Origin of the sequence: Kribbella polygonati (assembly GCF_050320105.1) — a bacterium.
Classification (GTDB): domain Bacteria; phylum Actinomycetota; class Actinomycetes; order Propionibacteriales; family Kribbellaceae; genus Kribbella.
On record NZ_CP190129.1, the window covers coordinates 2,936,795 to 2,959,475 of the forward strand.

General features: G+C 69.8%; 21 protein-coding genes and 1 pseudogene. 9 read left to right on the forward strand and 13 right to left on the reverse strand.

The window, feature by feature from the left end:
* The first annotated feature begins 32 nt into the window (after positions 1–32).
* Entirely contained in the window at positions 33–644 is a 612-nt protein-coding gene (locus ACQHIV_RS14050) for a maleylpyruvate isomerase family mycothiol-dependent enzyme (protein ID WP_427894393.1), read from the forward strand.
* A gap of 75 nt (positions 645–719) precedes the next feature.
* On the opposite strand, the gene ACQHIV_RS14055 is transcribed toward ACQHIV_RS14050, so the two are convergent.
* Entirely contained in the window at positions 720–2,240 is a 1,521-nt protein-coding gene (locus ACQHIV_RS14055) for an alkaline phosphatase D family protein (protein ID WP_427894395.1), read from the reverse strand.
* Positions 2,241–2,349: 109 nt separating this feature from the next.
* On the opposite strand from ACQHIV_RS14055, the gene ACQHIV_RS14060 reads away from it, so the two are divergent.
* Positions 2,350–3,393: a fatty acid desaturase family protein gene (locus ACQHIV_RS14060; RefSeq protein WP_427894397.1), complete on the forward strand. Its 1,044-nt coding sequence runs from the start codon at positions 2,350–2,352 to the stop codon at positions 3,391–3,393.
* Positions 3,394–3,414: 21 nt separating this feature from the next.
* Complete coding sequence (locus ACQHIV_RS14065) at positions 3,415–4,266, forward strand: hypothetical protein (protein ID WP_427894399.1); 852 nt, start codon at positions 3,415–3,417, stop codon at positions 4,264–4,266.
* On the opposite strand, the gene ACQHIV_RS14070 is transcribed toward ACQHIV_RS14065, so the two are convergent.
* The 3 genes from ACQHIV_RS14070 to dapA are packed head-to-tail and all read right to left on the reverse strand — an operon-like array spanning position 4,220 to position 7,892.
* Positions 4,220–5,251, reverse strand: a complete 1,032-nt coding sequence (locus ACQHIV_RS14070) for a LacI family DNA-binding transcriptional regulator (protein WP_427894401.1) — start codon at positions 5,249–5,251, stop codon at positions 4,220–4,222. The genes ACQHIV_RS14065 and ACQHIV_RS14070 overlap by 47 nt on opposite strands.
* A 35-nt stretch (positions 5,252–5,286) precedes the next feature.
* Positions 5,287–6,981: a ribonuclease J gene (locus ACQHIV_RS14075; RefSeq protein ID WP_427894403.1), complete on the reverse strand. Its 1,695-nt coding sequence runs from the start codon at positions 6,979–6,981 to the stop codon at positions 5,287–5,289.
* On the reverse strand, positions 6,978–7,892 hold the full coding sequence (gene dapA / locus ACQHIV_RS14080) for a 4-hydroxy-tetrahydrodipicolinate synthase (RefSeq protein ID WP_427894405.1): 915 nt from the start codon (positions 7,890–7,892) through the stop codon (positions 6,978–6,980). The genes ACQHIV_RS14075 and dapA overlap by 4 nt, the downstream gene beginning before the upstream one ends.
* A 229-nt stretch (positions 7,893–8,121) precedes the next feature.
* Between dapA and ACQHIV_RS14085 the strand changes: the two genes are divergently transcribed.
* Entirely contained in the window at positions 8,122–8,628 is a 507-nt protein-coding gene (locus tag ACQHIV_RS14085; protein ID WP_427894407.1) for a hypothetical protein, read from the forward strand.
* On the opposite strand, the gene ACQHIV_RS14090 is transcribed toward ACQHIV_RS14085, so the two are convergent.
* Complete coding sequence (locus ACQHIV_RS14090; protein WP_427894409.1) at positions 8,619–9,422, reverse strand: metal-dependent hydrolase; 804 nt, start codon at positions 9,420–9,422, stop codon at positions 8,619–8,621. The genes ACQHIV_RS14085 and ACQHIV_RS14090 overlap by 10 nt on opposite strands.
* A gap of 99 nt (positions 9,423–9,521) precedes the next feature.
* Between ACQHIV_RS14090 and argG the strand changes: the two genes are divergently transcribed.
* Positions 9,522–10,955, forward strand: a complete 1,434-nt coding sequence (gene argG, locus ACQHIV_RS14095; RefSeq protein ID WP_427894411.1) for an argininosuccinate synthase — start codon at positions 9,522–9,524, stop codon at positions 10,953–10,955.
* 69 nt (positions 10,956–11,024) lie between these two features.
* Positions 11,025–11,342: pseudogene (locus ACQHIV_RS14100) on the forward strand (DUF899 family protein); the annotation flags it as partial.
* On the opposite strand, the gene paaE reads toward ACQHIV_RS14100, so the two are convergent.
* From paaE to paaA, 5 genes are read right to left on the reverse strand one after another with little or no spacing between them, the layout of a single operon-like run.
* Positions 11,330–12,415, reverse strand: coding sequence for a 1,2-phenylacetyl-CoA epoxidase subunit PaaE (gene paaE / locus ACQHIV_RS14105; protein WP_427894413.1), 1,086 nt, complete (start codon positions 12,413–12,415; stop codon positions 11,330–11,332). The pseudogene ACQHIV_RS14100 and the gene paaE sit on opposite strands and share 13 nt — an antisense overlap.
* Positions 12,415–12,900 (reverse strand): 1,2-phenylacetyl-CoA epoxidase subunit PaaD, encoded by a 486-nt coding sequence (gene paaD, locus ACQHIV_RS14110; protein ID WP_427894415.1) that lies wholly within the window; start codon positions 12,898–12,900, stop codon positions 12,415–12,417. The genes paaE and paaD overlap by 1 nt, the downstream gene beginning before the upstream one ends.
* Positions 12,894–13,628 carry a 1,2-phenylacetyl-CoA epoxidase subunit PaaC gene (gene paaC, locus ACQHIV_RS14115; RefSeq protein ID WP_427894417.1) on the reverse strand — a complete coding sequence of 245 codons (735 nt, stop codon included), beginning with the start codon at positions 13,626–13,628 and terminating at the stop codon, positions 12,894–12,896. The genes paaD and paaC overlap by 7 nt, the downstream gene beginning before the upstream one ends.
* Complete coding sequence (gene paaB / locus ACQHIV_RS14120) at positions 13,625–13,903, reverse strand: 1,2-phenylacetyl-CoA epoxidase subunit PaaB (RefSeq protein WP_167213524.1); 279 nt, start codon at positions 13,901–13,903, stop codon at positions 13,625–13,627. The genes paaC and paaB overlap by 4 nt, the downstream gene beginning before the upstream one ends.
* Positions 13,900–14,811 carry a 1,2-phenylacetyl-CoA epoxidase subunit PaaA gene (paaA, locus tag ACQHIV_RS14125; protein ID WP_427894419.1) on the reverse strand — a complete coding sequence of 304 codons (912 nt, stop codon included), beginning with the start codon at positions 14,809–14,811 and terminating at the stop codon, positions 13,900–13,902. The genes paaB and paaA overlap by 4 nt, the downstream gene beginning before the upstream one ends.
* 165 nt (positions 14,812–14,976) lie before the next feature.
* On the opposite strand from paaA, the gene ACQHIV_RS14130 reads away from it, so the two are divergent.
* The 3 genes from ACQHIV_RS14130 (at position 14,977) to ACQHIV_RS14140 (ending at position 18,544) form a co-directional block, all read left to right on the forward strand.
* Positions 14,977–16,164, forward strand: coding sequence for a DUF418 domain-containing protein (locus ACQHIV_RS14130; protein WP_427894421.1), 1,188 nt, complete (start codon positions 14,977–14,979; stop codon positions 16,162–16,164).
* A gap of 18 nt (positions 16,165–16,182) precedes the next feature.
* A complete protein-coding gene (locus tag ACQHIV_RS14135) occupies positions 16,183–16,785 on the forward strand; it encodes an N-acetyltransferase family protein (protein ID WP_427894423.1) in 603 nt (200 codons plus the stop codon).
* A gap of 61 nt (positions 16,786–16,846) precedes the next feature.
* Positions 16,847–18,544 (forward strand): alpha/beta hydrolase, encoded by a 1,698-nt coding sequence (locus ACQHIV_RS14140; RefSeq protein ID WP_427894425.1) that lies wholly within the window; start codon positions 16,847–16,849, stop codon positions 18,542–18,544.
* Positions 18,545–18,898: 354 nt separating this feature from the next.
* On the opposite strand, the gene ACQHIV_RS14145 is transcribed toward ACQHIV_RS14140, so the two are convergent.
* The 3 genes from ACQHIV_RS14145 to dapB form a co-directional block, all read right to left on the reverse strand.
* Positions 18,899–21,364: an ATP-binding protein gene (locus tag ACQHIV_RS14145; protein WP_427894427.1), complete on the reverse strand. Its 2,466-nt coding sequence runs from the start codon at positions 21,362–21,364 to the stop codon at positions 18,899–18,901.
* Between the two features lie 93 nt (positions 21,365–21,457).
* The gene (locus ACQHIV_RS14150; RefSeq protein WP_427894429.1) at positions 21,458–21,901 is read right to left on the reverse strand and encodes a hypothetical protein; all 444 of its coding nucleotides are present in this window, start codon (positions 21,899–21,901) and stop codon (positions 21,458–21,460) included.
* A 1-nt stretch (position 21,902) separates the two neighbouring features.
* A complete protein-coding gene (dapB, locus tag ACQHIV_RS14155; RefSeq protein WP_427896484.1) occupies positions 21,903–22,649 on the reverse strand; it encodes a 4-hydroxy-tetrahydrodipicolinate reductase in 747 nt (248 codons plus the stop codon).
* Positions 22,650–22,681: the final 32 nt, after the last annotated feature.

Consider the following 22,681-nt stretch of genomic DNA (forward strand, 5'->3'; position numbering starts at 1 on the left):
ATGCGCTACCGTCCGAACAAGGAGGGGCCGAGATGAACGACGACGAACTCTGGGCCGCGATCGACGCGCAGCGGGTACGCACGGCCGACCTGCTCGCGATGCTGACGCCCGACGACTGGTCCCACCGCTCGCTCTGTGACGGCTGGACCGTCCGGGACGTCGCGGCCCACCTCACGCTGCAGCAGATGACCCTCGGCGGCGCACTCCGGCTGGCGCTCAAGTACCCGGGCAGCCTGAACCGGACGATCCAGGCCTCGAGCCACGGCAAGGCCGGGCAGCCGACCGAACAGCTGATCGCCGAGATCCGCGCGATGGTCGGCTCCCGCCGGCACAACCTCGGCGTCACGCCCCGCGAGACCCTGATCGACATCGTCGTACATGGCCAGGACATCGCCGTACCGATCGGCCGTTCGCTGCACGTACCGCCCGCGGTGGCCGCGACCGCCGCGACCCGGGTATGGGACAGCCGCGGGACCAGGTTGTCGAAGGTCTTCAAGCCGACGCCGTACGACGGCCACCGGCTGATCGCGGACGACGCCGACTGGAGCGTCGGCACCGGGCCGGAGGTCCGCGGCCCGGTCCTCGCACTGCTGCTCTGGATGACCGGGCGGACGGTCGTCGTACCCCAGCTCAGCGGGATCTGACGTCGTACTCACCGGCTCCGGTGGGCGGCATCCCGCACAGGCGCCGGAGCACGGTGAGTACGACGGGCCCGGGCTTCAGGCCGGATTGATGTCCTTGCTCCAGATCACCGTGCCGAACAGGTTCCGCAGCGACACCGAGAAGACGCCGGTGCGCGGGTCGATCCGGGTGTGGCCGAAGAACTGGTTCCCGCTGGCCGGCGACTGGCTCGGGAAGTCGGCCGCCTTGACGAAAACCGCCTCCGGGCCGAACGTCGGGTCGAGCTGGTTCGGGCCGAACGCGCCCGCGTTGATCGGCCCGGCCACGATCTCCCAGAACGGGTCGAAGTCGGTGAACGTCGCCCGCGCCGGGTCGTAGTGGTGCGCGGCCGCGTAGTGCACGTCCGCGGTCAGCCAGATCGCGTTCCGCACCTTCTTCTGCTTGAACTGGCTCAGCACCCAGGCGATCTCGAGCTCCCGGCCGCCCGGCGCACCCGGCAGACCGTTCGCGACCGCCTCGATCAGGTCGCCGTCCGGCACCAGCAGGCCGAGCGGCATGTCGCTGGCGATCACCTTCCAGGTCGCCCGCGACGCCGCCACCTCGCGGACCAGCCAGGCGGCCTGCTCGGCGCCGAGCATCGCGACCGGCCCGGCCGTCGACGGCACCGGGTTCGCGCCGCGGTACGTGCGCATGTCCAGGCAGAACACGTCGAGCAGCGGGCCGTAGCTCACCTTGCGGTAGATCCGGTCCCGGCCCGCGACGTGCTCCATCGGCAGGTACTCCAGGAACGCCTGCTTCGCCCGCGCCGCCAGTACGTCGACGCGCCGCTCGACGTACCGCGCGTCGTCGAGGATCTCACCCGGGTACCAGTTGTTCAGCGTCTCGTGGTCGTCCCACTGCGCGACCAGCGGTACGTCGGCGTACAGGCCGCGAACGTTGGCGTCCAGCAGGTTGTACTTGTAGCGGCCGCGGTACTCGGCCAGCGTCTCGGCGACCTTCGAGACCTCCTCGGTCACCACGTTCTTCCACACGGTGCCGTCGGCGACCTTCAGCTCGGCCTGGATCGGGCCGTCGGCGTAGATGTTGTCGCCGGAGTGCAGGAAGAAGTCCGGCCGCGTGTCGTGCATCGCCTTGTACGCGACCATCCCGCCGAGGTCGGGGTTGATGCCGTACCCCTGGCCGGCGGTGTCGCCGGTGAACACGAACGACACCGCCCGGTTGCGGCCCGGCGTGTGGAACGAGCCGTCGAGCGTCTCACCGATCCGGCCGTACGCGTCCTCGAACCCGATCCGGTAGTCGTACCGCTGCCCCGGGCGGAGGCCGCGCAACGGCAGCCGCGCGGTGAAGTCGTCTCCTCCGTCCGTCTTCGGCCCGCGCAGGCTGATCGCCCGGTCGAACCGGCCGTGACTGGTCAGCTCGACCATCAGCCGGCCGGGGCGGTCGGTGCGTGACCAGACGACGGCCGAGTTCGGCGTGACGTCGGCGCTGGCGATCCCGGAGGGCAGCGCGGCGCGGTCGCGGCGGACCAGATGGGGGGCTGCGGACGCCACACCCGGTACGGCGAGGGACGCGCCGGCGGCGGTGCCGGCGGCGAGGAGTTGGCGGCGGCTCAGTTTCATGACCCGAAGGTGCGCTCCAGGAGTGACCGCCAGGTGACACCCTGGCTAACTCGACGGCAAATCGCCCGGGAGTGCGGCCCGGGTTGGATCGCGGTGCCATGATGAGCCCGTGCCCGCGCAGCAGTACGTCAGCCTCTACACCGACCTCCTCCAGACCGTTCGGGACCTCGGTCTGTTCCGGCGGCGGCAGGGCTACTACGTGACCCGGATGAGTATCGTGCTCGGCGCGCTGCTCGTGATCGCCGCGGGGATGGTGCTGCTCGGGAACTCCTGGCACCAGCTCTGGCTCGCCGGCGCCCTCGCGCTCGTCCTGGTCCAGGTCGCGTTCCTCAGCCACGACAGCGCGCACCGGCAGATCTTCCAGTCGAACGCGCGCAACGACTGGACGGCACGCATCCTGTCCGGCGGCGTCCTCGGGATGAGCGTCGGCTGGTGGCGGACCAAGCACAACAAGCACCACGCGGCGCCGAACCAGGCCGACCGCGACCCCGACGTACAGCTCAAGGTGCTGGCGTTCACGCCGGAGGCCGTCGCCGGGCGCGGGCCGCTCGGCCGCTGGTTCGCCGAACGGCAGGGCTGGCTGTTCTTCCCGTTGCTCACGCTCGAGGGCGTCGGCCTGCACGCATCGAGCCTCAAGCACCTGCTGCGTCCTGGGGCGACCCGCGGCGACCGGATCGAGGCGGGTGTCGTCGCGGCCCGGATCTCGGCGTACGTCGCTGCCCTCTACCTGCTGCTGCCGGCCGGGAAGGCGACCGCGTTCCTCGGGCTGCAGCTCGCGGTGTTCGGGGTCTGCCTCGGTGCCGCGTTCGCCCCGAACCACAAGGGCATGCCGATCGTGCCGGCCGGGTCCAAGCTCGACTTCCTCCGCCGGCAGGTGCTGACGTCGCGGAACATCCGCGGCGGCGTGTTCACCGACCTCGCGATGGGCGGGCTGAACTACCAGATCGAGCACCACCTGTTCCCGAGCATGCCGCGGCCGACGCTGCGGCACGTGCGGCCGATCGTCCGGGAGTACTGCGAACTGCACGGGGTCTCGTACACCGAGGTCGGCCTGTTCACGTCGTACGGGATCGTCGTCCGGCACCTCAACGACGTCGGGCTGGGGGCTCGCGACCCGTTCCAGTGCCCGCTGGTGACGCAATACCGCAGGTAGCTGTGATCTAGTCTGGCGGGCATGATCTGGGGTCTGGCCGGCGCGTTGGCGGCGGCGGTTGCGTACGGCTTGGCGTCGGTCCTGCAGGCCTCGGCCGCGGACAGTTCACGGGACGCCAGCGCGGCGAACGTGGTCCTCAAGCCGCGGTTCGTGCTCGGGATGAGCCTCGACGCGGTCGGCTTCGGCGTACAGGTCGCGGCGCTGCAGGTGCTGCCGCTGTTCGTCGTCCAGTCGGCGCTGGCCGCCAGCCTCGCGGTCACCGCGGTGGCGGTGCGGGTCCTGGGCGTCCGGCTCGGGCGGCGGGAGTGGCTCGCGGTCGGCGGTGTGTGCGTCGGGCTCGGCCTGCTCGGGTTGTCGGCGGGCAGCGAGGGTACGCCGACTGTCGGGCACGGGTTCCGGATCGCCCTGGGCGTTGCGGTCGCGGTGCTCGCGCTGGCGTGGGTGCTGATCCGGTTGGCGCCGCGCCGGCTGCACGGCCCGGGACTCGGTCTGATCGCCGGTCTCGGCTTCGGCATCGTCGCGATCTCGGCGCGGATCATCCCCAGCCTGGCGCCGGTACATCTGATCACCGAGCCTGCCGCCTACACCGCGGTCGCGGGGGGTGCACTCGCGATGCTCTGCTACGCCTCAGCGCTGCAACGCGGCGGCGTCACCACCGCGACCGCCATGCTGGTCGTCGGCGAGACGGTCTTCCCCGCGCTCGTCGGGCTCTTGTTGCTGGGCGATCGCGCACGGCACGGGTACGCCGTCGCCGCCGGCTGCGGCTTCGTCCTCGCCGTCGCCGCGGCGCTGATGCTGGCGCGCTTCGGCGAGCCCGGGCAGGCGGTCAGCGCGCCGGCGGGATCTCCCCCGAGCCGCGAATCGTCAGCTTGACCGGCACCCGGACCGTCCGGCCCGGGCGGTGCGGCTCGGGCAGCCGCTCGGTCATCAGCTGGATCGCGGTCCGGGCCATCACGTCGGCCGACTGCGCGACCGCGGTCAGCCCGGGGCTGAGCAGGTCGCCGAGCTGCAGGTCGTCGAACGACACCAGCGCGACCCGGTCCCGCCGGCCCGCGAGACCCCGCAGTACCTCCGCGGTCGTCATGTTGTTTGCCGACAGCAACGCCGTCGCCGGATCGGCCCGGTCCAGCACCGCGGAGAGCGTGATGCCGATGCCCTCGGTGGTCGGCTCGGACAGGTGCACCAGGTCCTCGTCGACGCCGATCCCGTGCCGGGCCATCGCCGCCCGGTACGCGACCACCCGCTCGCGGGCGGTGAAGATCCGCTCGTCGTCACCGAGGTACGCGATCCGCCGGTGCCCCTGGCGGACCAGGTGGTCGATCGCCTGGTCGATCCCACCGGCGTTGTCGGCCAGTACGGCGTCCGCCTCGATCCCGTGCGCGGGCCGGTCGATCGTGACGACCGCCATCCCCGCGTCCACGTGCGGGGCGAGGTACTCCTGGGTCTCCCCGATCGGCGCCATGATCAGCGCGTCGGGGCGGCGGGCAACGAACTCCAGGCAGACGTCCCGCTCCCGTTCCGGGTCCTCGTCGGTCAGCCCGATCATCACCACCGAGCCGGACGAGCGCGCCCACAGCTCGACCGCGCGGCCGAGCGAGGCGAAGAACGGGTCGCCGATGTCGCGGATCACCACCGCGATCGTGCCGGTCTTGCCGCGGCGCAGCATCCGGGCCGACTCGTTCGGGGTGTAGTTGAGCTCCTTGATCGCCGCCTGCACCTTGGCGGTCAGCTCCGGGCTGACGTTGGGCTCCTCGTTCACCACCCGGGACACGGTCTTCAACGCGACCCCGGCCCGGGCGGCGACCTCCTTCATCGTGGGCCGGCGCTGGCCCGTCCCGTTCACCCCGCTGCCACTCATCGCCGGCCCACCTTCCTGTGCTCGCGCTGAGGGTACTAGCTTTCGACCACCACTGGAATGATCATCGGGCGGCGGCGGTGGGTGTCGCTGACCCACTTGCCGACCACCCGGCGGATCACCTGCTGCAGCTGGTACATGTCGTCGACGCCGCTGCCGATCGCCTTCTCGATCTCGGCCTCGATCCGCGGCTTCAGGTCGTCGAACACGGTGTCGTCCTCGGCGAACCCGCGGGCCTGGATCTCCGGCCCGGCGGTCAGCTTGCCGGTCACCGAGTCCATCACCGCGATCACCGAGATGAAGCCCTCGTCGCCGAGGATCCGGCGGTCCTTCAGCGAGGTCTCGGTGATGTCGCCGACGGTCGAGCCGTCCACGAACACGTACCCGCACTCGACCTTGCCGGCCACCACGGCCTTGCGGTCGATCAGGTCGACCACCACGCCGTCCTCGACCACGACCACGTTCTCCCGCGGTACGCCGGTCTGGACCGCGAGGTCCGCGTTGGCGTGCAGGTGCCGGACCTCGCCGTGCACCGGCATCACGTTGCGCGGCTTGACGATGTTGTAGCAGTACAGCAGCTCGCCCGCGCTCGCGTGCCCGGACACGTGCACCAGCGCGTTGCCCTTGTGGATCACGTTCGCGCCGTGCCGGATCAGCCCGTTGATCACCCGGTACACCGAGTTCTCGTTGCCGGGGATCAGCGAGGACGCCAGTACGACGGTGTCGCCCGGCTGCAGGTGGACGACGTTGTGGTCGTTCGCGGCGATCCGGGACAGCGCCGACATCGGCTCGCCCTGCGAACCGGTCGACACCAGCACCACCTGCTCCGGCGGGTAGTCGTCCAGCTCGCGCATGTCGATCAGCGTGTCGCCGGGCACGTTCAGGAAGCCCAGATCGCGGGCGACACCCATGTTCCGGACCATCGAACGGCCGACGTACGCGACCTTGCGCTTGTGCTTGACCGCGGCGTCCATCACTTGCTGCACGCGGTGCACGTGCGACGCGAAGCAGGCGACGATGATGCGCTGGTTCTTCGCCTTGGTGAAGACCCGGTCCAGCACCGGCGCGATGTCGCGCTCGTGGGTGGTGAAGCCGGGGACCTCGGAGTTCGTGGAGTCGACCATGAACAGGTCGACGCCCTCCTCGCCGAGCCGCGCGAACGCGCGCAGGTCGGTGATCCGGTTGTCCAGCGGCAACTGGTCCATCTTGAAGTCGCCGGTGTGCAGCACGACGCCGGCCGGCGTCTTGATCGCGACCGCCAGCGCGTCCGGGATCGAGTGGTTCACCGCGACGAACTCGCAGACGAACGGCCCGATCTGGAGCTTCTCGCCCTCGACCACGGTCTGCTGCGGCACGTTGCGGTGCCGGTGCTCCTTCAGCTTGCCCTCGAGCAGCGCGAGCGTGAGCTGCGACCCGACGACCGGGATGTCGCCCCGCTCACGCAGCAGGTAGGGCAACCCGCCGATGTGGTCCTCGTGGCCGTGCGTGAGGACCACCGCGACCACGTCGTCGAGCCGGTCCCGGATCGGCTCGAAGTCCGGCAGGATCAGGTCCACGCCAGGCTGGTTCTCGTCCGGGAACAGTACGCCGCAGTCCACGATCAGCAGCTTGCCGTCGTACTCGAACACGGTCATATTGCGGCCGACCTCGCCGAGGCCGCCGAGCGGGATGACCCGCAAAGCGCCCGGAGCGAGAGGTCCGGGCGCGTCGAGATCTGGATGGGGATGGCTCATGCAATCAGTCCTGCCGTCTTGAGATCGGTGGTGAGCCGGTCGAACTGCTCCGCCGTCGCCTCGACCAGCGGCAACCGGAGGGTCGCGTGCTCGATGACGCCGGCCAGCTTGAGCGCGGCCTTCACCATGATGGCGCCCTGGGTAATGGTCATGATCGTCTCGACGGCGGGCGCCAGCCGTCGATCAATTTCCTGTGCGGTGGCGAGGTCGCCGGCCACCACGGCGTCGATCAGCTGCCGGTACTCACGGCTCGCGACGTGGGCCACCACGCTCGCGATCCCGGCCTCGCCGATCGCCAGGGAGGCGAGATTCAGCTCGTCCGCACCGCAGTAGTAGATCAGATCGGTGTTCGCCAGCACCTTGGTGGTCCCGGCGAGGTCGCCCTTGGCGTCCTTCACCGCGACGATCCGCGGGTGCGCGGCGAGCTCGATCAGGGTCTCGCTCTTGATCTCCACGCCGGCGCGGGCCGGGATGTCGTACAGCATGTTCGGCAGGCCGGTGGCGTCGGCGACCGCGGTGAAGTGCGCGCGCAGCCCGGCCTGCGGAGGCTTGTTGTAGTACGGCGTGACGACCAGCAGCCCGTCGGCGCCCGCGGCCTCGGCCTGCTTGGCGCACTCGACGGTGTGGGCGGTGTCGTTGGTGCCGACACCGGCGACGAGCTTCGCCCGGTCGCCGACGGCCTCGCGGACCGCCTGGATGATCTGGACCTTCTCCTGGTCCGATGTGGTCGGCGCCTCGCCGGTGGTCCCGTTCAGCACCAGGGCGTCGTTGCCGCCGTCGACGAGGTACGTCGCGACCTTCTGGACGCCGGCCAGGTCGAGGGAGCCGTCGGGCCGGAACGGGGTGATCATCGCGGTCGTCAGGCGGCCGAAGGGCAGCGCCTGCGAGGGCGTGGTTACTGGCGAGGACATGAGCCTCAGATTACCGCTCCCGACCCCTGAAGAAATGGGTAGGCCTGGTGGCTGTCCGCTCGGGGGTCCGGGCAGCCACCAGGCTCACTCGTCCTATCGGGGCCACCCCGGTAGTCGTTACAGCTTCTGGCGAAAAAGTCCGGAAAAACTTCTGTGAATACTCTGTGTGAGTACATGAACGCGTTCCGTCGACGTTCTGGTGGCATTCAAGACCGGTACGCTCTTCCGCGTGTCGACACCTGCTACCGCTCCTGCCGCCCGGCAGAGCCTCACGATGGTCTGCGCCACGATGGGCGCCGCCATCCCGCTGATCACGATCGTCCTCTGGTTCGTCCTCGCCACCGACGGGATCGGGGGCTTCCCCGCCGTCTGGGCGCCGGTCGTCGTACTCGCGGTCGCGGGCGCGTCGTACGCGTTCTGCGAGCTGGTCGGGTTCCGGACGCTGCCGCTGGAGTACTCGAACCGGTCGGCCGCGGAGGTCGAGCGGGAGTCGTGGCAGCGGTTCACCGCGTCGACGTTCACCCGGTTCGCGGTGTGCGAGGGCGCCTTCCTGGTGTCGGTGGCGCTGGCGTTCGTCGTCCAGAGCTTCTGGGTGGTGCTGATCGGCGCGGTCGTCGCGCTGCCGCTGTTCTTCCTGGAGGCGTGGCCGGGCGAGCGGAACCAGCGCCGGTTCGCGACGGCGCTCGAGTCGCGGGGAATTCCGTCGTACCTGACCGGCGGCCGGCTTCAGGACTGACCGGCGAGCCAGACCGACGTCGCGTCGAAGAGGCGCTGCACGACCTGGATACCGCCGGGGAGGAGCAGTACGCCGCCGATCGTGAGGACCGGGACGATCACCGCGTGCTCGAACCAGTGGCCGGTGCTGAACCGGAACGGCTTCGGCAGGCGGAGCTCGTACCAGGTCTCGCCGCGGATCGGGAGCGGCCACAGCCACGGGCAGCCGGAACGGGTGAGGCTGTCGCCCAGGCAGTGGACGAACATGCCGACGGCTACCGCGGCGCCGATCCAGCCGCCGATCTGGGTGAGGCCTGCTTGTACGGCGTCCGCGGGGCCTGCTCCTACTACCGACCAGCCGGCGGCTGCCAGGACTGCGACGACGATCCAGTCGCCCAGGGCGTCGGCGGCTAGCACCAGGCCTGTGACGGCTACCGCCAGTACCGCCCACTTGCCGCGGTCGCCGAGAGTCGCTGCGAGAAAGCCGAGCAGCACGGCCGCTACGAGCGTGTGCGTCGCATGCCGGTGCTTGCCGGTGCCCTCCTCGTCACGCGGTCCCTTGGTGAGCTTGTAGAGGACACCGGAGAACGCGCGTACGGCGCCTGAGACCAGCCGCGTGACCGGACCCAGCAGCCGGGACGCACTGGCGCCCGGGTGATCCAGGTCGGGCAACAAGGCGTACCCAGCCGTGGCCGCCGCGAACGGCACCACCTCCGCCACCGTCGTCAACCCGACCAACGGCGCCACCGCCAACCCGGCACACCACCCCGACAAGGCATGCGACCGCCCCATCATCCCGCGCCTCACTCCCCTCACACTCCGGTCCATCCTCCCCCACAAACCCCACCAACCCCATCAGCCACGCAGAGCACCTCCGGCTTTGCATAATCATTCAGGGCGGTGCATACTCTTCCTGTGTCCAAGGTGCTTACTTCTTTGCCGGTCGGTGAGCGGGTCGGGATTGCCTTCTCGGGTGGTCTCGACACGTCGGTTGCGGTTGCGTGGATGCGGGACAAGGGAGCCGTCCCGTGCACGTACACGGCGGATATCGGGCAGTACGACGAGCCCGACATCGCCTCGGTGCCCGCGCGCGCCACGGCGTACGGCGCGGAGATCACGCGCCTGGTCGACTGCCGCGCGGCGCTCGTCGAGGAAGGGCTCGCGGCGCTCGCCTGCGGGGCGTTCCACATCCGCTCCGGCGGCCGGACGTACTTCAACACCACCCCGATCGGCCGGGCGGTGACCGGCACGCTGCTGGTCAAGGCGATGCTCGGCGACGACGTGCAGATCTGGGGCGACGGGTCGACGTTCAAGGGCAACGACATCGAGCGGTTCTACCGGTACGGCCTGCTCGCGAACCCGCAGCTGCGGATCTACAAGCCGTGGCTGGACGCGCAGTTCGTGCACGAGCTCGGCGGCCGGAAGGAGATGTCGGAGTGGCTGGTCGCGCACGGCCTGCCGTACCGCGACTCCACCGAGAAGGCGTACTCCACCGACGCGAACATCTGGGGCGCCACCCACGAGGCGAAGACCCTCGAGCACCTCGACACCGGGGTGGAGACCGTCGACCCGATCATGGGTGTGGCGCACTGGGACCCCGCGGTGGTGATCGAGACCGAGGACGTCACGATCGGCTTCGAGCAGGGCCGGCCGGTGACGATCAACGGCAAGGAGTTCGGTACGGCGGTCGACCTCGTCCTGGAGGCGAACGCGATCGGCGGCCGGCACGGGCTCGGCATGTCCGACCAGATCGAGAACCGGGTCATCGAGGCGAAGTCGCGCGGCATCTACGAGGCGCCGGGCATGGCGCTGCTGCACGCGGCGTACGAACGGCTGGTGAACGCGATCCACAACGAGGACACGCTCGCGAGCTACCACAACGAGGGACGCAAGCTCGGCCGGCTGATGTACGAAGGTCGTTGGCTCGACCCACAGTCGCTGATGCTCCGGGAGTCGCTCCAGCGGTGGGTCGGTACGGCGGTCACCGGCACGGTCACGCTCCGGCTCCGGCGGGGTGAGGACTACTCGATCCTCGACACCACCGGCCCGGCGCTGAGCTACCACCCGGACAAGCTGTCGATGGAGCGGATCGAGGACTCGGCGTTCGGCCCGGTCGACCGGATCGGCCAGCTGACCATGCGGAACCTGGACATCGCGGACTCGCGGGCGAAGCTGGAGCAGTACGCCGGCCTCGGCATGTTCGGCTCCGCCAACGCCGCCCTCGCCTCCTCCACCGACCTGATCGGCGAACTCCCCAAGGGCGGCGCCGAAGCCATCGCCTCCCGCGGCGAGGCCCCCGAGGAAGAGGCCCTCCTCGACCGCGCCGCAATGGAGTCAGGCACCGACTGACCGCACCGTACGGCTGTCCGAGCTGTTCGCCGATGGCAAGGACACCCTGTTCCTCTACAGCTTCATGTTCGACAACGGATCGCCTTCGCGGCCGTGACGAAGGCGCCGATCGAACGGTTCCACGCGCACGCACACACCCGCGGCTGGCGAAACATCCGGATGCTCTCGTCGGCCGGTACGACGTACAACCGGGACTACGGCGCCGAGTCGTCGAACGAGGAGCAGCGAGCAGCTGACGGCTCCACTCGACGGCGACCAAGGTCCACGTCACGTCGACTTCCTGTGGCCGCTCTGGGCAGTGCTCGACACCACGCCGGGCGGCCGCGGCGACTGGGGTCCCAGCCTCGCCTACCCGCCCGGTCCGGCGTGAGCCGTCAGGCGTCGTAGTCGAGCGTGACGGTGGGTGTGGTCGGGTGTGACTGACACGTGAGTACATAGCCGGCGCGGATCTCGTCCGGCTCCAGCGCCCAGTTGGTGTCCATGCGGACTTCGCCTTCGAGGACTTTGGCTCGGCAGGTGCCGCAGACGCCGCCCTTGCAGGCGAAGGGGGCGTCGGAGCGTACGGCGAGGGTTGCGTCGAGGACTGCCTTGGAGTGTTGGCCCAGTGGGAAGGTTGAGCGGCGGCCGTCGAGGATGACGGTGACCTGGGCCGCGTCCTCGTCGGTGACCGTTTCCTCGACCGGCGCCTGGGGGGCTTCGTCGCCGACGTGGAAGAGTTCGGCGTGGACGTGTTCGCGGGCTACACCCTCGGAGAGCAGCAGATCCTGGGCGCCGACGACCATCGCGTACGGGCCGCACAGGAACCACTCGTCGACGGAGTCCAGCGGCAGGATCGTCGCGAACATCCGCTGCAGCCGGTCGGTGTCGATCCGCCCGCTGAACAGCTCGACCTCGGTCGTCTCGCGGGACAGTACGTGGACGAGGTGGAAACGCTCGGCGTACCGGTCCTTCAGGTCGGCCAGCTCGTCGGAGAACATCACCGACCCGGCGGTGCGGTTGCCGTAGAGCAAGGTGACCCGGCTGGACGGTTCAACGGACAGGATCGTCGCCACGAGGGACAGTACGGGCGTGATCCCGCTGCCGGCCGCCACGAACGCGTAGTGCTTGGCGTTCGCGGCGTCGAGGGTGGTGCCGAACCGGCCGAGCGGCGTCATCACCTCGAGTTCGTCGCCGACCTTCAGCTCGCGCGCGGCGTACGCCGAGAACTCGCCGCCCGGGATCCGCTTGACGCCGATCTTCAGTACGCCGGAGCCGGCCGGTGAGCAGATCGAGTAGCTGCGGCGGACCTCCTCCCCGGTACGGCGGATCGTGAGGTGCTGGCCGGCGGTGAAGTCGTACTCGCCGGCGAGCTCCGGTGGTACGGCGAAGGTGATCGCGACCGCGTCGTCGGTGATGGGGTCGATCGCGGCGACCTTCAGGCTGTGGAAGGTGGCGCGGCGTCTCGGGGCGATGGTCGTCATCAGATCGCCTTGAAGTGGTCGAAGGGTTCTTTGCAGGTGTTGCAGCGCCACAGGCTCTTGCAGGAGGTGGAGGCGAAGCGGCTGAGCTCTGTCGTGTTCGGCGAGCCGCACAAAGGGCACCGAATGCTCAACTGCAGCAGGACCGGTGTGTTGGCCAAGGACCGAGATGAGTGGGCGGGTGGAGCGATGCCGTAATCGCGGAGCTTGGTTTTGCCGGAGTCTGTCATCCAGTCCGTTGTCCAGGCCGGCGACAGGACTGTTTCCACTCGGCCGTTGACGTGGAGGGACTGGAGGGTGAGTTCTACCTCGTGGCGGATGAGGTCCATCGCGGGGCAGCCGGAGTACGTGGGGGTGATCGTCACGACGACCTCGTCGCCGTCGTGGTGGAGGCCGCGGAGGACGCCCAGGTCGGCGATGGTGAGGACCGGGATCTCGGGGTCGGTCACCTCGCCGACGGCCTCGAGGATGGCGGCGTCGGTCACCATGTCGCACCTGGGTGGGACCGGGCGATGTGCTGGAGCTCCGCCAGCAGGTACCCCATATGTTCGGTATGACGTCCCTCGCGACCGCCGCTGTGCTGATACGACGACGAAGGCCGCTCGCAGGTCGACTCGTCGACGATTCCCAGAACTCGACGGTTCCACTCGTCCTGCAACCGCGCAGGGTCGACGGCGACGTCCAAGCGCTCCACGAGAGCGTCCGACTCGAACATCTCGCCGGTGTACGGCCACAACGCGTCCAACGCGTCCTGCATCCGGCGGTGGCTCTCGTCCGTGCCGTCGCCCAGCCGCAGCACCCACTGGGTCGCGTGGTCAACGTGGTACGCGGTCTCCTTCACCGCCTTCCCCGCCACCCCCGCCAGCGTCTCGTCGGCGCACGACCGCAGTTCGTCGTACAGCAGCTGCTGGTACGTCGCGAAGTACAGCAGCCGCGCCATCGCGAACGCGAAGTCCCCGTTCGGCAGCTCGCACAGCAGCAGGTTCCGGAACTCGCGCTCGTCCCGGAAGTACGCCAGCTCGTCCTCGGTGGACCCGGTCAGCGACCCGGCGTACTGCAGCAACGACCGCGCCTGCCCCAGCTGGTCCAGCCCGATGTTGCCGAGAGCAACGTCTTCCTCGAGCTGCGGCGCGGACGCGATCCACTCGCCGGTGCGCTGCGCCGCGATCAGCGCGTCGTCACCGAGCCGGAGGGCGTACCCGTACAGGTCGTTCACAGGTGCTCGACACCTTCCGGGACCTGGTAGAACGTCGGGTGCCGGTACACCTTGTCGCCGGCCGGGTCGAAGAACTCGTCCTTCTCGTCCGGCGAGGACGCGGTGATGTCGGACGCCCGCACCACCCAGATCGACACGCCCTCTTGCCGGCGTGTGTACACGTCACGCGCGTTGCGCAACGCCATCGTCGCGTCCGGCGCGTGCAGACTGCCGACATGGGTGTGCGACAACCCGCGGCGCGAGCGGACGAAGACCTCCCACAGTGGCTCGATCATGCGGCGCGAGCCTCCTTCTTGGCCGCATAGGCCGCGGCCGCCTCCCGCACCCAGGCCCCGTCCTCGTGCGCCTTCACCCGGCGCGAGAGCCGCTGCTGGTTGCACGGACCGTTGCCCTTGACAACTTCGTACAGCTCCGCATAGTCCGGCTCGGTGAACCGGTAGTGCCCGTCGGCGTACACCAGCCCGTCGTCCGGGATGCGGAGGCCGAGTACGTCGGCCTGCGGCACGGTCATGTCCACGAACCGCTGCCGCAGCTCGTCGTTGCTGTGCCGCTTGATCCCCCACGCCATCGACTGCTCCGAGTGCGTGGACGCCGAGTCCGGCGGGCCGAACATCATCAGCGACGGCCACCACCAGCGGTTCAGCGCGTCCTGCGCCATCGCCTTCTGCGCGTCGGTCCCGTTGCAGAGCGTGTGCAGGATCTCGAAGCCCTGCCGCTGGTGGAACGACTCCTCCTTGCAGACCCGCACCATCGCCCGCGCGTACGGACCGTACGAGCAGCGGCACAGCGGCACCTGGTTGACGATCGCGGCGCCGTCCACCAGCCAGCCGATCGCGCCGATGTCGGCCCAGGTCAGCGTCGGGTAGTTGAAGATGCTGGAGTACTTCTGCTTCCCGCTGTGCAGCAGGTCGAGCAGGTCCGCGCGGTCGACGCCGAGCGTTTCCGCGGCGGCGTACAGGTAGAGACCGTGGCCGGCCTCGTCCTGCACCTTGGCCATCAGGATCGCCTTGCGGCGCAGCGACGGCGCGCGGCTGATCCAGTTGCCCTCGGGCTGCATGCCGATGATCTCGGAGTGCGCGTGCTGCGCGATCTGCCGGATCAGGGTCTTGCGGTACCCCTCCGGCATCGCGTCCCGCGGCTCGATCCGGCCGTCGGCGTCGATGGTCGCCTGGAAGCTGTCCATGCCACCAGCATATGTGACACTTTTTGCCAGAATCAACAACAGGTGTCACAAAGGTGGTGCTGAACCCACCCCCGGGAGTGGGCTTGCCGTACTGGGGAGCCCGGTCGCGCGGACCCAGGATGGAGTCATCCGTTCAAGGGCTGCACAGTTTTCCCGGAGGACCCCGTGACCACCACCACTCTGAACCCGACGACCGACCACAGAGGCCCGGTCACCGGCCGCGAGCGCGCGCTCGCCCCGGACCTGATCCGCGGCGCGATGCTGCTGCTGATCGGCCTCGCCAACAGCGCGAACTTCGCCTTCGCCGGCCAGCCCGGCGTGGAGAGCACGCCGCACGGCTTCGAACGCATCCTGAACTTCCTCAAGCTGACCTTCGTGGACGCCCGCGCGTACCCGGTGTTCGCGGTGATGTTCGGCTACGGCCTGGTCCAGCTGGCCCGCCGGCAGCAGGCGTCCGGCGCCGGCAACTCCGTCGTACGCCGGATCCTCGTCAAACGGAACGCCTGGCTGATCGTCTTCGGCCTCGCCCACGCGACCTTGCTGTACTTCGGCGACTTCCTCGGCGCGTACGGCGTCGTCGGCATCATCTGCACGCTCTTCCTGCTGAACCGCGGCGACAAGTTCCACCGGATCGCGCTCGGCATCTGGGCGTTCATGGCCCTCGAGACACTGTTCGTCGCCGCCAAGGCCGCCGCCACCATCATCACCAGCTCCGGCCCCGCCCACGCGCTCACCAACTCCCCGAACCCGTCGCTGGCCGCCACGTCGTACGTCGGCAGCCTGGTCGACCGGCTGCACGAGTACCCGCTGCACGCGGCCAGCGTGATCCCCTTCATCGTCATCGTCTGGCTGGGTATCTGGGCCGCCCGCAAGCAACTGCTGGAGAACCCCACTGCCCACAAGACCCTGCTGACCCGGGTCGCTGTCGGCTGCCTCGGCATCACGTTCCTCGGTGGTCTCCCGCTCGCGCTGATCGGGGCCGGCTGGATGCACGTCGACCAGGCCGCGGTGGATTCGGCGAGCCTGCTGTCGCACGTGTCCGGCATGTTCGGCGGTCCGGGGTACGTCGCCCTGTTCGGTCTGATCGTGGCGCGGATCCGCAAGCAGTCGCTGCCGGTACGGGCGATCTCCGCGCTCGGTCAGCGGTCGCTGTCGGGGTACCTGTTCCAGTCGGTGTCGTGGATGATCCTGCTGGCCCCGTTCACGCTGGACCTGCGCTTCGGGAGCACGGCGTACACCGCGGCTCTGGTCGCGATCGGCGTCTGGATCATCTCGGTCGTCGCGGCGTACGCGATGAGCCGCCGGTCGTACCGCGGCCCGGCCGAGACCCTGCTGCGCCGGCTCGTGTACTGACTTGCGAGGATTGCGACCATGAGCGACTTCGGGGTTCCGGAACCCGCCAACCTCTCGGACCTGTCCGCTGCCGCGCCGATCGCCGAGACCAGCGTCCGGCTCGCGCTGCCCGCGGAAGCGAACGAGATCGGCGAGATCCAGGTGGCAGCCTGGCGCGCGTCGTACGCCGGGCTGCTGCCGGCCGACGTTCTCGCCGATCTCAACCCCGCGCAGTTCGCGGCCCAGTGGCGGGCCGCACTGCTCGCCCCGGGCGAGGCGCGGAACCGGGTCCTGGTCGCGCTGGCCGGCCGGACCCTGGTCGGCTTCGCGGCCGTCACCCCGTCCGACGACCCGGACGCCGACCAGCAGCACGACGCGCTGATCGCCGAACTGGCGGTCAACCCCGAGGCCACCCGCGCCGGCCACGGATCGCGGCTGCTGAACGCGGTCGTCGACACCGCCCGCGCCGACGGCTTCAACCGGGTGACCGCCTGGGTGAACTCGACCGACGACGTACTCCGCGCCTTCTACACCGAGGCTGGCTGGGCGCCGGACGGCGCGCACCGCGAGCTCGACCTGTACGGCGACGAGTCCGTGCGGATCAAGCAGATCCGGCTGCACACCGACCCCGGCACGGAGTAGCTCCGGCAGGCATGACAGATTGTCACGGACCGATTACGCGTGGCCATCTGTTGGAGTCTGCATGAAGTACCTCACCTTGGCCGTCGGCCTGGGGCTTTCCGCTGTTGCTGTTCTCGTCGTCCCGGGATCGGGGGCGACGGCGTCGATGAACGCGGCGACCGTCGTCGACCGGCCGCACCCGGTGGCGTCCAAGTACCTGAAGCAGAGACCCGCGTGGACCAAGTGCGGTGACGAAGAGCTCCGCACGTACTGCGCGAAGATCACCGTCCCGCGCGACTGGGCGAACCAGTACGCCGGCAACGACCTGCAGATCGCGGTCAGCAAGGTCGCGCCCGCGAAGGGCCGGCCGAGCCGCGTGGTGTTCGGCAACCCGGGTGGGCCGGGCGGCGCCGGGCTCGGGATGGCGCCGTACCTCGCGAGCCAGGCGCCGCTGGCCAAGGACTTCCTCGCGGTCGGCTTCGACCCGCGCGGCACCGGCGGCAGCTCGAACGTCAGCTGTGACGGCGCTCCCGGCTACACGATGGACGCCCGGGACCGCGATCCCGGCACCCGCCGGCTGATCACGGAAGCGTCGGAGCTGGCACAGCAGTACTGCGACAGCCAGTCGCGCGGCCTGATGCCGTACATCACGACCGCGCAGACCGTGCAGGACATGGACCTGATCCGGCAGCTGCTGGGTTTCGACAAGATGGACTACGTCGGATACTCCGGCGGCACTTGGCTCGGCGCTTACTACCAGACGTACTTCCCCGAGCACGTCGGCCGGTTCGTGCTCGACTCGAACACCGACTTCACCGGGACCTGGCTGGACACGTTCAGCGGTCAGCCGCAGGCGTTCGAGCGCCGCTTCCGCGAGGACTTCGCGCCGTGGGCGGCGAAGTACGACGCCGACCTGCACCTCGGGTCGTCACCCGGAGCGGTGATCCGGTTGTACGAACGGTTACGGCGAGCACTGAAGGCGACGCCGGCGACCGAGGAGTTCCTGGACGGCGCGGTCAAGATCACGTACGACGAGAACACTCTCGACCTGATGATCACCGGGGATTTGTACTCGAAGCTGGACTTCCATTCCCTGGCGTCGGATCTGCGCTTTCTGACCGACCTTTCCGCGGCCCAGGCAAAAGGCGGCCCGCGGGCCGCGCAACGGCAGGTCGACGCCCTTCCGGCGGCGCGTCAGCAGCAGCTCGTGCGGCGCGCGCACCGGGCACCGATCGGCCTGCGGATGGCCGGCGAGGTCGATTCCGAGGGTGCCACCTTCGCCGCGATCACCTGCAACGACACAGCTTGGCCACAGGGATCGGAGTACGGCGAACAGCTCGCCGCCCGGCTCGGTCCGCACTACCCGTTGGTCGGCTGGACGATGAACGAGAACCCGTGCTTCTCCTGGAAGCGCCCGAACCTGACGATGCCCACGCCGACCGGCAAAGGCTTGCCCACAACGCTGATGGTGCAGTCGGTGCACGACCCGGCGACGAACTACGGGCTCGCGGTCGCGGCGCACGAGCGGTACGCCGGATCGCGCCTGCTGACCGTCACCGGCGAGGGCGACCACGGCGTGTACGGCGGCGTGAACAAGTGCGCGGACCGGATCGTGAACACGTTCCTCACCACTGGCGTCGCGCCGGCCGCGGACGTGAGCTGCCAGGGCGAGGGGATCCCGGCGCCGGGGCCGGAGGTGCCGGGCGTGGATGCTGTCGATGGTGCTCCGTTACAAAAGATCGCCGGATTCACGAAAGCCGTTTCCGGATATCTTCGGTAGCGAGCGTTTGACATTCTCCGGAATTCGGCACCGGGTGGTCACGGTGCGCGAATTCCGGGGAATGACTTCGTTGTCAGGACATAGTTGTCAGGGCGATGTCAGGGTTGCGTCCCTGTGCGACGGAGCGTGATAACGGCAACCTGGAGTCAGCGCGGAGGACCGGGCGTCGACTGGGAGGGCTCGACGACGGCCTACACGCCGGACGTGGCTTCGGCCGGCTGTGCGGGTGGGGGGACTGCCGAGGGCCCTGAGGGGCTCGGACAGAACACAGCCGGCCGGGTCACGCATCTCCAGATCCCTCGCGGGGCACCGTCGATCCCCCAGGTCGTGGTGCCTCGCGAGGCTCCATCACGTTCAAAGCGTGTCTCGGGCCCGGTCCTGTGGTCGTGGACCCGGTGGGTAGCCGTCAGCTACTGCTGCCAAGGGGGCTGCTCGGCCGGCTGACCAGGCGGTGCGGAGGGTTCGGGGTTCGAGGGACGACTCGACGGCTGTGCGGGTGGCCTCGTAGTCGGGCTGTTCGATGCGGGGCACGGGGACCCGGATCACCTCCCGGACCTCGGCCGCGGCCCCGAGCAGGAACGCGGCGTACTCGCTCCGCCCACGATGCTGCGCGACCGCGGCCAGCTCCTCGAGCACACTGGCCGACCGCCACCGATCGCCCAGATCCCGGTGCTCCGCAAGGCTTTCGTCGAGCAGATGCACGGCCCGCTCGGTCAGCCCGCGCCGCCGCTCGACGATCCCGAGCTGGTTCAGCGACCACGCCACGCCCTCGCGGTACCCGAGCCGCTGCGACAGCGCCAAGCTCTCCTGCAGCAGCCCCTCCGCCTCGACGAGGTCCCCGCTGTACTGCGCGATCGTCCCGAGGCTGATCAACGACCAGGCCAGCCCCTCGCCGTCGCCGACAACCCGGAAGCTGTCCCGCGCCCGCCGGCACCGCCGCGCCCCGATCTCGAGATCGCCGCGCAGCCACGCCACGAACCCGAGGTGGTTGTGCGCCCACGCCATCCCGGCCCGATCGCCGAGGCTCTCGTACAGGTCGTAGCTCTCGCAGTGCAGGTCCTCGGCTGCAACGTAGTCCCCACGCTCCCGCGCCACTCCCCCGAGCCGCTGCAGCACCATCGCCGTACCGGCCTTGTCGCCGAGCTCTTTGTACTGCGTCAGCGCAGTCTGCAGCCGCGCCGTCGCCGCGTCGTACTCGCACCGCAGGAACGCCAGCGTCCCCGCTCCGAGGTTCGCCTTCGCCCGCGCCGCCTCAAGCCCAGGCGCATCGCCGAGGTCCAACGCCCGCTCCAACCACTGACTGCCCTCGGAGTAGTGACCACGGAGGCAGCAGAACAGCCACAGCCCACCGGCCAGCCGCAATGCCTCGGCGACGGAGTTGGTCCGCACCGCCCACGCCATCGCGGCCCGCAGGTTCGCCAGCTCGGCCTCTAGCCGATCCAGCCATTCCCCCTGCTCCGGTCCGCGCAGCCGGCTATCGGCTTCCTCGGCCAGGCTCAGGTAGTACCGCGCGTGTCGCTCGGCCGTCGCCTCCACACCGCCCGCCGCGTCCAGGTGATCGGCGGCGAACTCGCGGATCACCATGAGCATGTAGTACCGCGCGACCCCGCCGCGCCGAACCACCTTGATCAGCGACTTGTCCGCCAGCCGCCCGATCAGGTCGAGCGCCTCGACCCGCGTCCGTACGCCGGACAGCACCGCCGCCGTCGCGCCGAGCGTCCAGCCGCCCTTGAACACCGACAGCTGCGCGAACATCTCCCGCTCGGCCGGGGTGAGCAGCGCGTGACTCCACTCGATCGCGCCGTACATCGACTGCTGCCGCGGCGACAGCGTCCGCGACCCGCCGGCCAGGATCCCGAACGACGTCTCCAGTTCCGCCGCGAGCTCCTCGATCGTCATCACGGACGTCCGCGCCGCGGCCAGCTCGATCGCGAGCGGCATGCCTTCCAGGCGGCGGACGACGCGGGCGACCTGGTCGAGCTGCCCGGCCGGGTCGTACCCGCGGGCGGTCGCACGCTCGACGAACAGCCGGACCGCCTCGGACGACTCCAGGTGGTCCTCGTCGTACGGCAGGCTCAGCGACGGTACGACGTACACGCTCTCGCCGGACAGCCGGAGCAGTTCGCGGCTCGACACGAGGATCGACAGGTTCGGGCAGTGCTCGAGGAGCGTGCCGCACAGGTCCTCGACCGGCGCGAGTACGTGCGAGCAGTTGTCGAGGACGAGCAGGATCGCGCTGCGGCCGATCTGTTCGGCGATGTCGACGGCGAGCCGGCTCTGCAGACCGATCGCCTCGGCAACGGCCGGTACGACGGTCTCGGGATCGGTGAGCGGCGCGAGCGGTACCCAGCAGATGCCGTCCTGGAAGGCGTCGCCGACCTCTCCGGTGACAGCCTGCATGAGCCTGGTCTTGCCGACCCCGCCAGGCCCGGTCAGCGTCAGCAGGCGAGTGACGCGCTTGGTCAGCAAGCGGGTCGTCGTGGTCAGCTCGGTGCTGCGGCCAATCAGCTCACTGGTCGGCACCGGCGGCTGACGCAACGGCATCCGGGCCGTGTCCGCGTCCCGGCGGGCCGCGGCGGCGAACAGCAACCGGTCCTGGTCTCCCAGCCGCAAGGCGTCCGCGAGCAGCCGCAGCGTCTGCGCCCGCGGCGCACGGCGGCGCCCTCGCTCCAGTGCCGCGATCGCGTCGACGCTCAGACCGGCAAGCTCCGCCAGCCCCTCCTGCGACAGCCCGGCCTCCCGCCGATGCCGGCGCAGCAGGCCACCGAACCCGGCCCCCTGCACGTCGTCCGAGCCGCGGCGAGACCCTTCTGACGCCACAGGACGGCCCCACCCAGTCTCCGACCTCTACGTGGCGGCTGCCACGTACCCCCGAAAATAGCCCGATCTACACCGGGTTGCCAGGCATTCGTCTCAGCCTGCGGCGTCGTGCTGCCCAATTGCCTTCCGCATCGTCTCGCGCGCCCGCCGCCGATCGCCGGCCGCGTCGTACGCCGTGGACAGCCGGAACCACACCCGCCAGTCGTCCGGTGCCGCTTCTGCCTCGGCCCGGTACTGACCGAACGCCGCATCTGCGGCGGCCCGGTCGATCCGCCCGGACGGCCGCCGCGGCAGGTCGTCCACCGGCAGCCCGCCGGCCGCCTCCAGTTCGCGGGCGAGCACTTCGGTACGCCGCCCGAACTGGATCTCCCGCCACACCAGGTACGCGCCGAGCAACGGGATCACCAGGACGGCGATCCCGAGCACGATCGCGACCGGCTCATCGGTCCCGATCAGCAGGACGCCCCGCCAGCCGATCAGCGCGGCGTACACCACGAACACGACCGCCAGCGCGAACGCGGTCTGCTTGGCCTTCATCTCAGGACAGGTCCATGAAGTGCTCGAGGCCCACGGTCAGGCCCGGCGCGTCGCCGATCTTCCGGACACCGAGCAGTACGCCGGCCATGAACGACACCCGCGCCATCGAGTCGTGCCGGATCGTCAGCGTCTCGCCCTCGTCGCCGAACAGCACCTCCTGGTGCGCGATCAGCCCGCGCAGCCGGACGCCGTGCACCCGGATCCCCTCGACGTCCGCGCCGCGGGCACCGTCCAGCGCCGTCGTGGTCGCGTCCGGGATCGGCCCACAGCCGGCCTCGCGGCGCGCGTCCGCGACCAGCTCGGCGGTACGGCGCGCCGTACCGGACGGGGCGTCGACCTTGTCCGGGTGGTGCAGCTCGATGATCTCGACGGACTCGTAGTACCGCGCGGCCTGCGCGGCGAACCGCATCATCAGCACCGCGCCGATCGAGAAGTTCGGCGCGATCAGCACGCCGGTCGCCGGCGACTTCGCCAGCTGGTCGCGCAGCGTCGCGAGCCGGGCGTCGTCGAAGCCGGTGGTCCCAACGACCGCGTGGATGCCGTGCGCGATGCACCAGGCCAGGTTGTCCATCACGACCTCGGGCCGGGTGAAGTCGACCACGACCTCGGCACCCGCCGCGGTCAGCGCGTCCAGCGAGTCACCCTGGTCGAGCTGCGCGACCAGCTCGCAGTCGGCCGCCTCCTCCACCGCGAGGCACGTCTGAGCGCCCATCCTGCCCTTGGCCCCCAGCACACCGACCTTGATCATCCGCACCAGCCCTCCAGTCCTGTCGAGGCCTA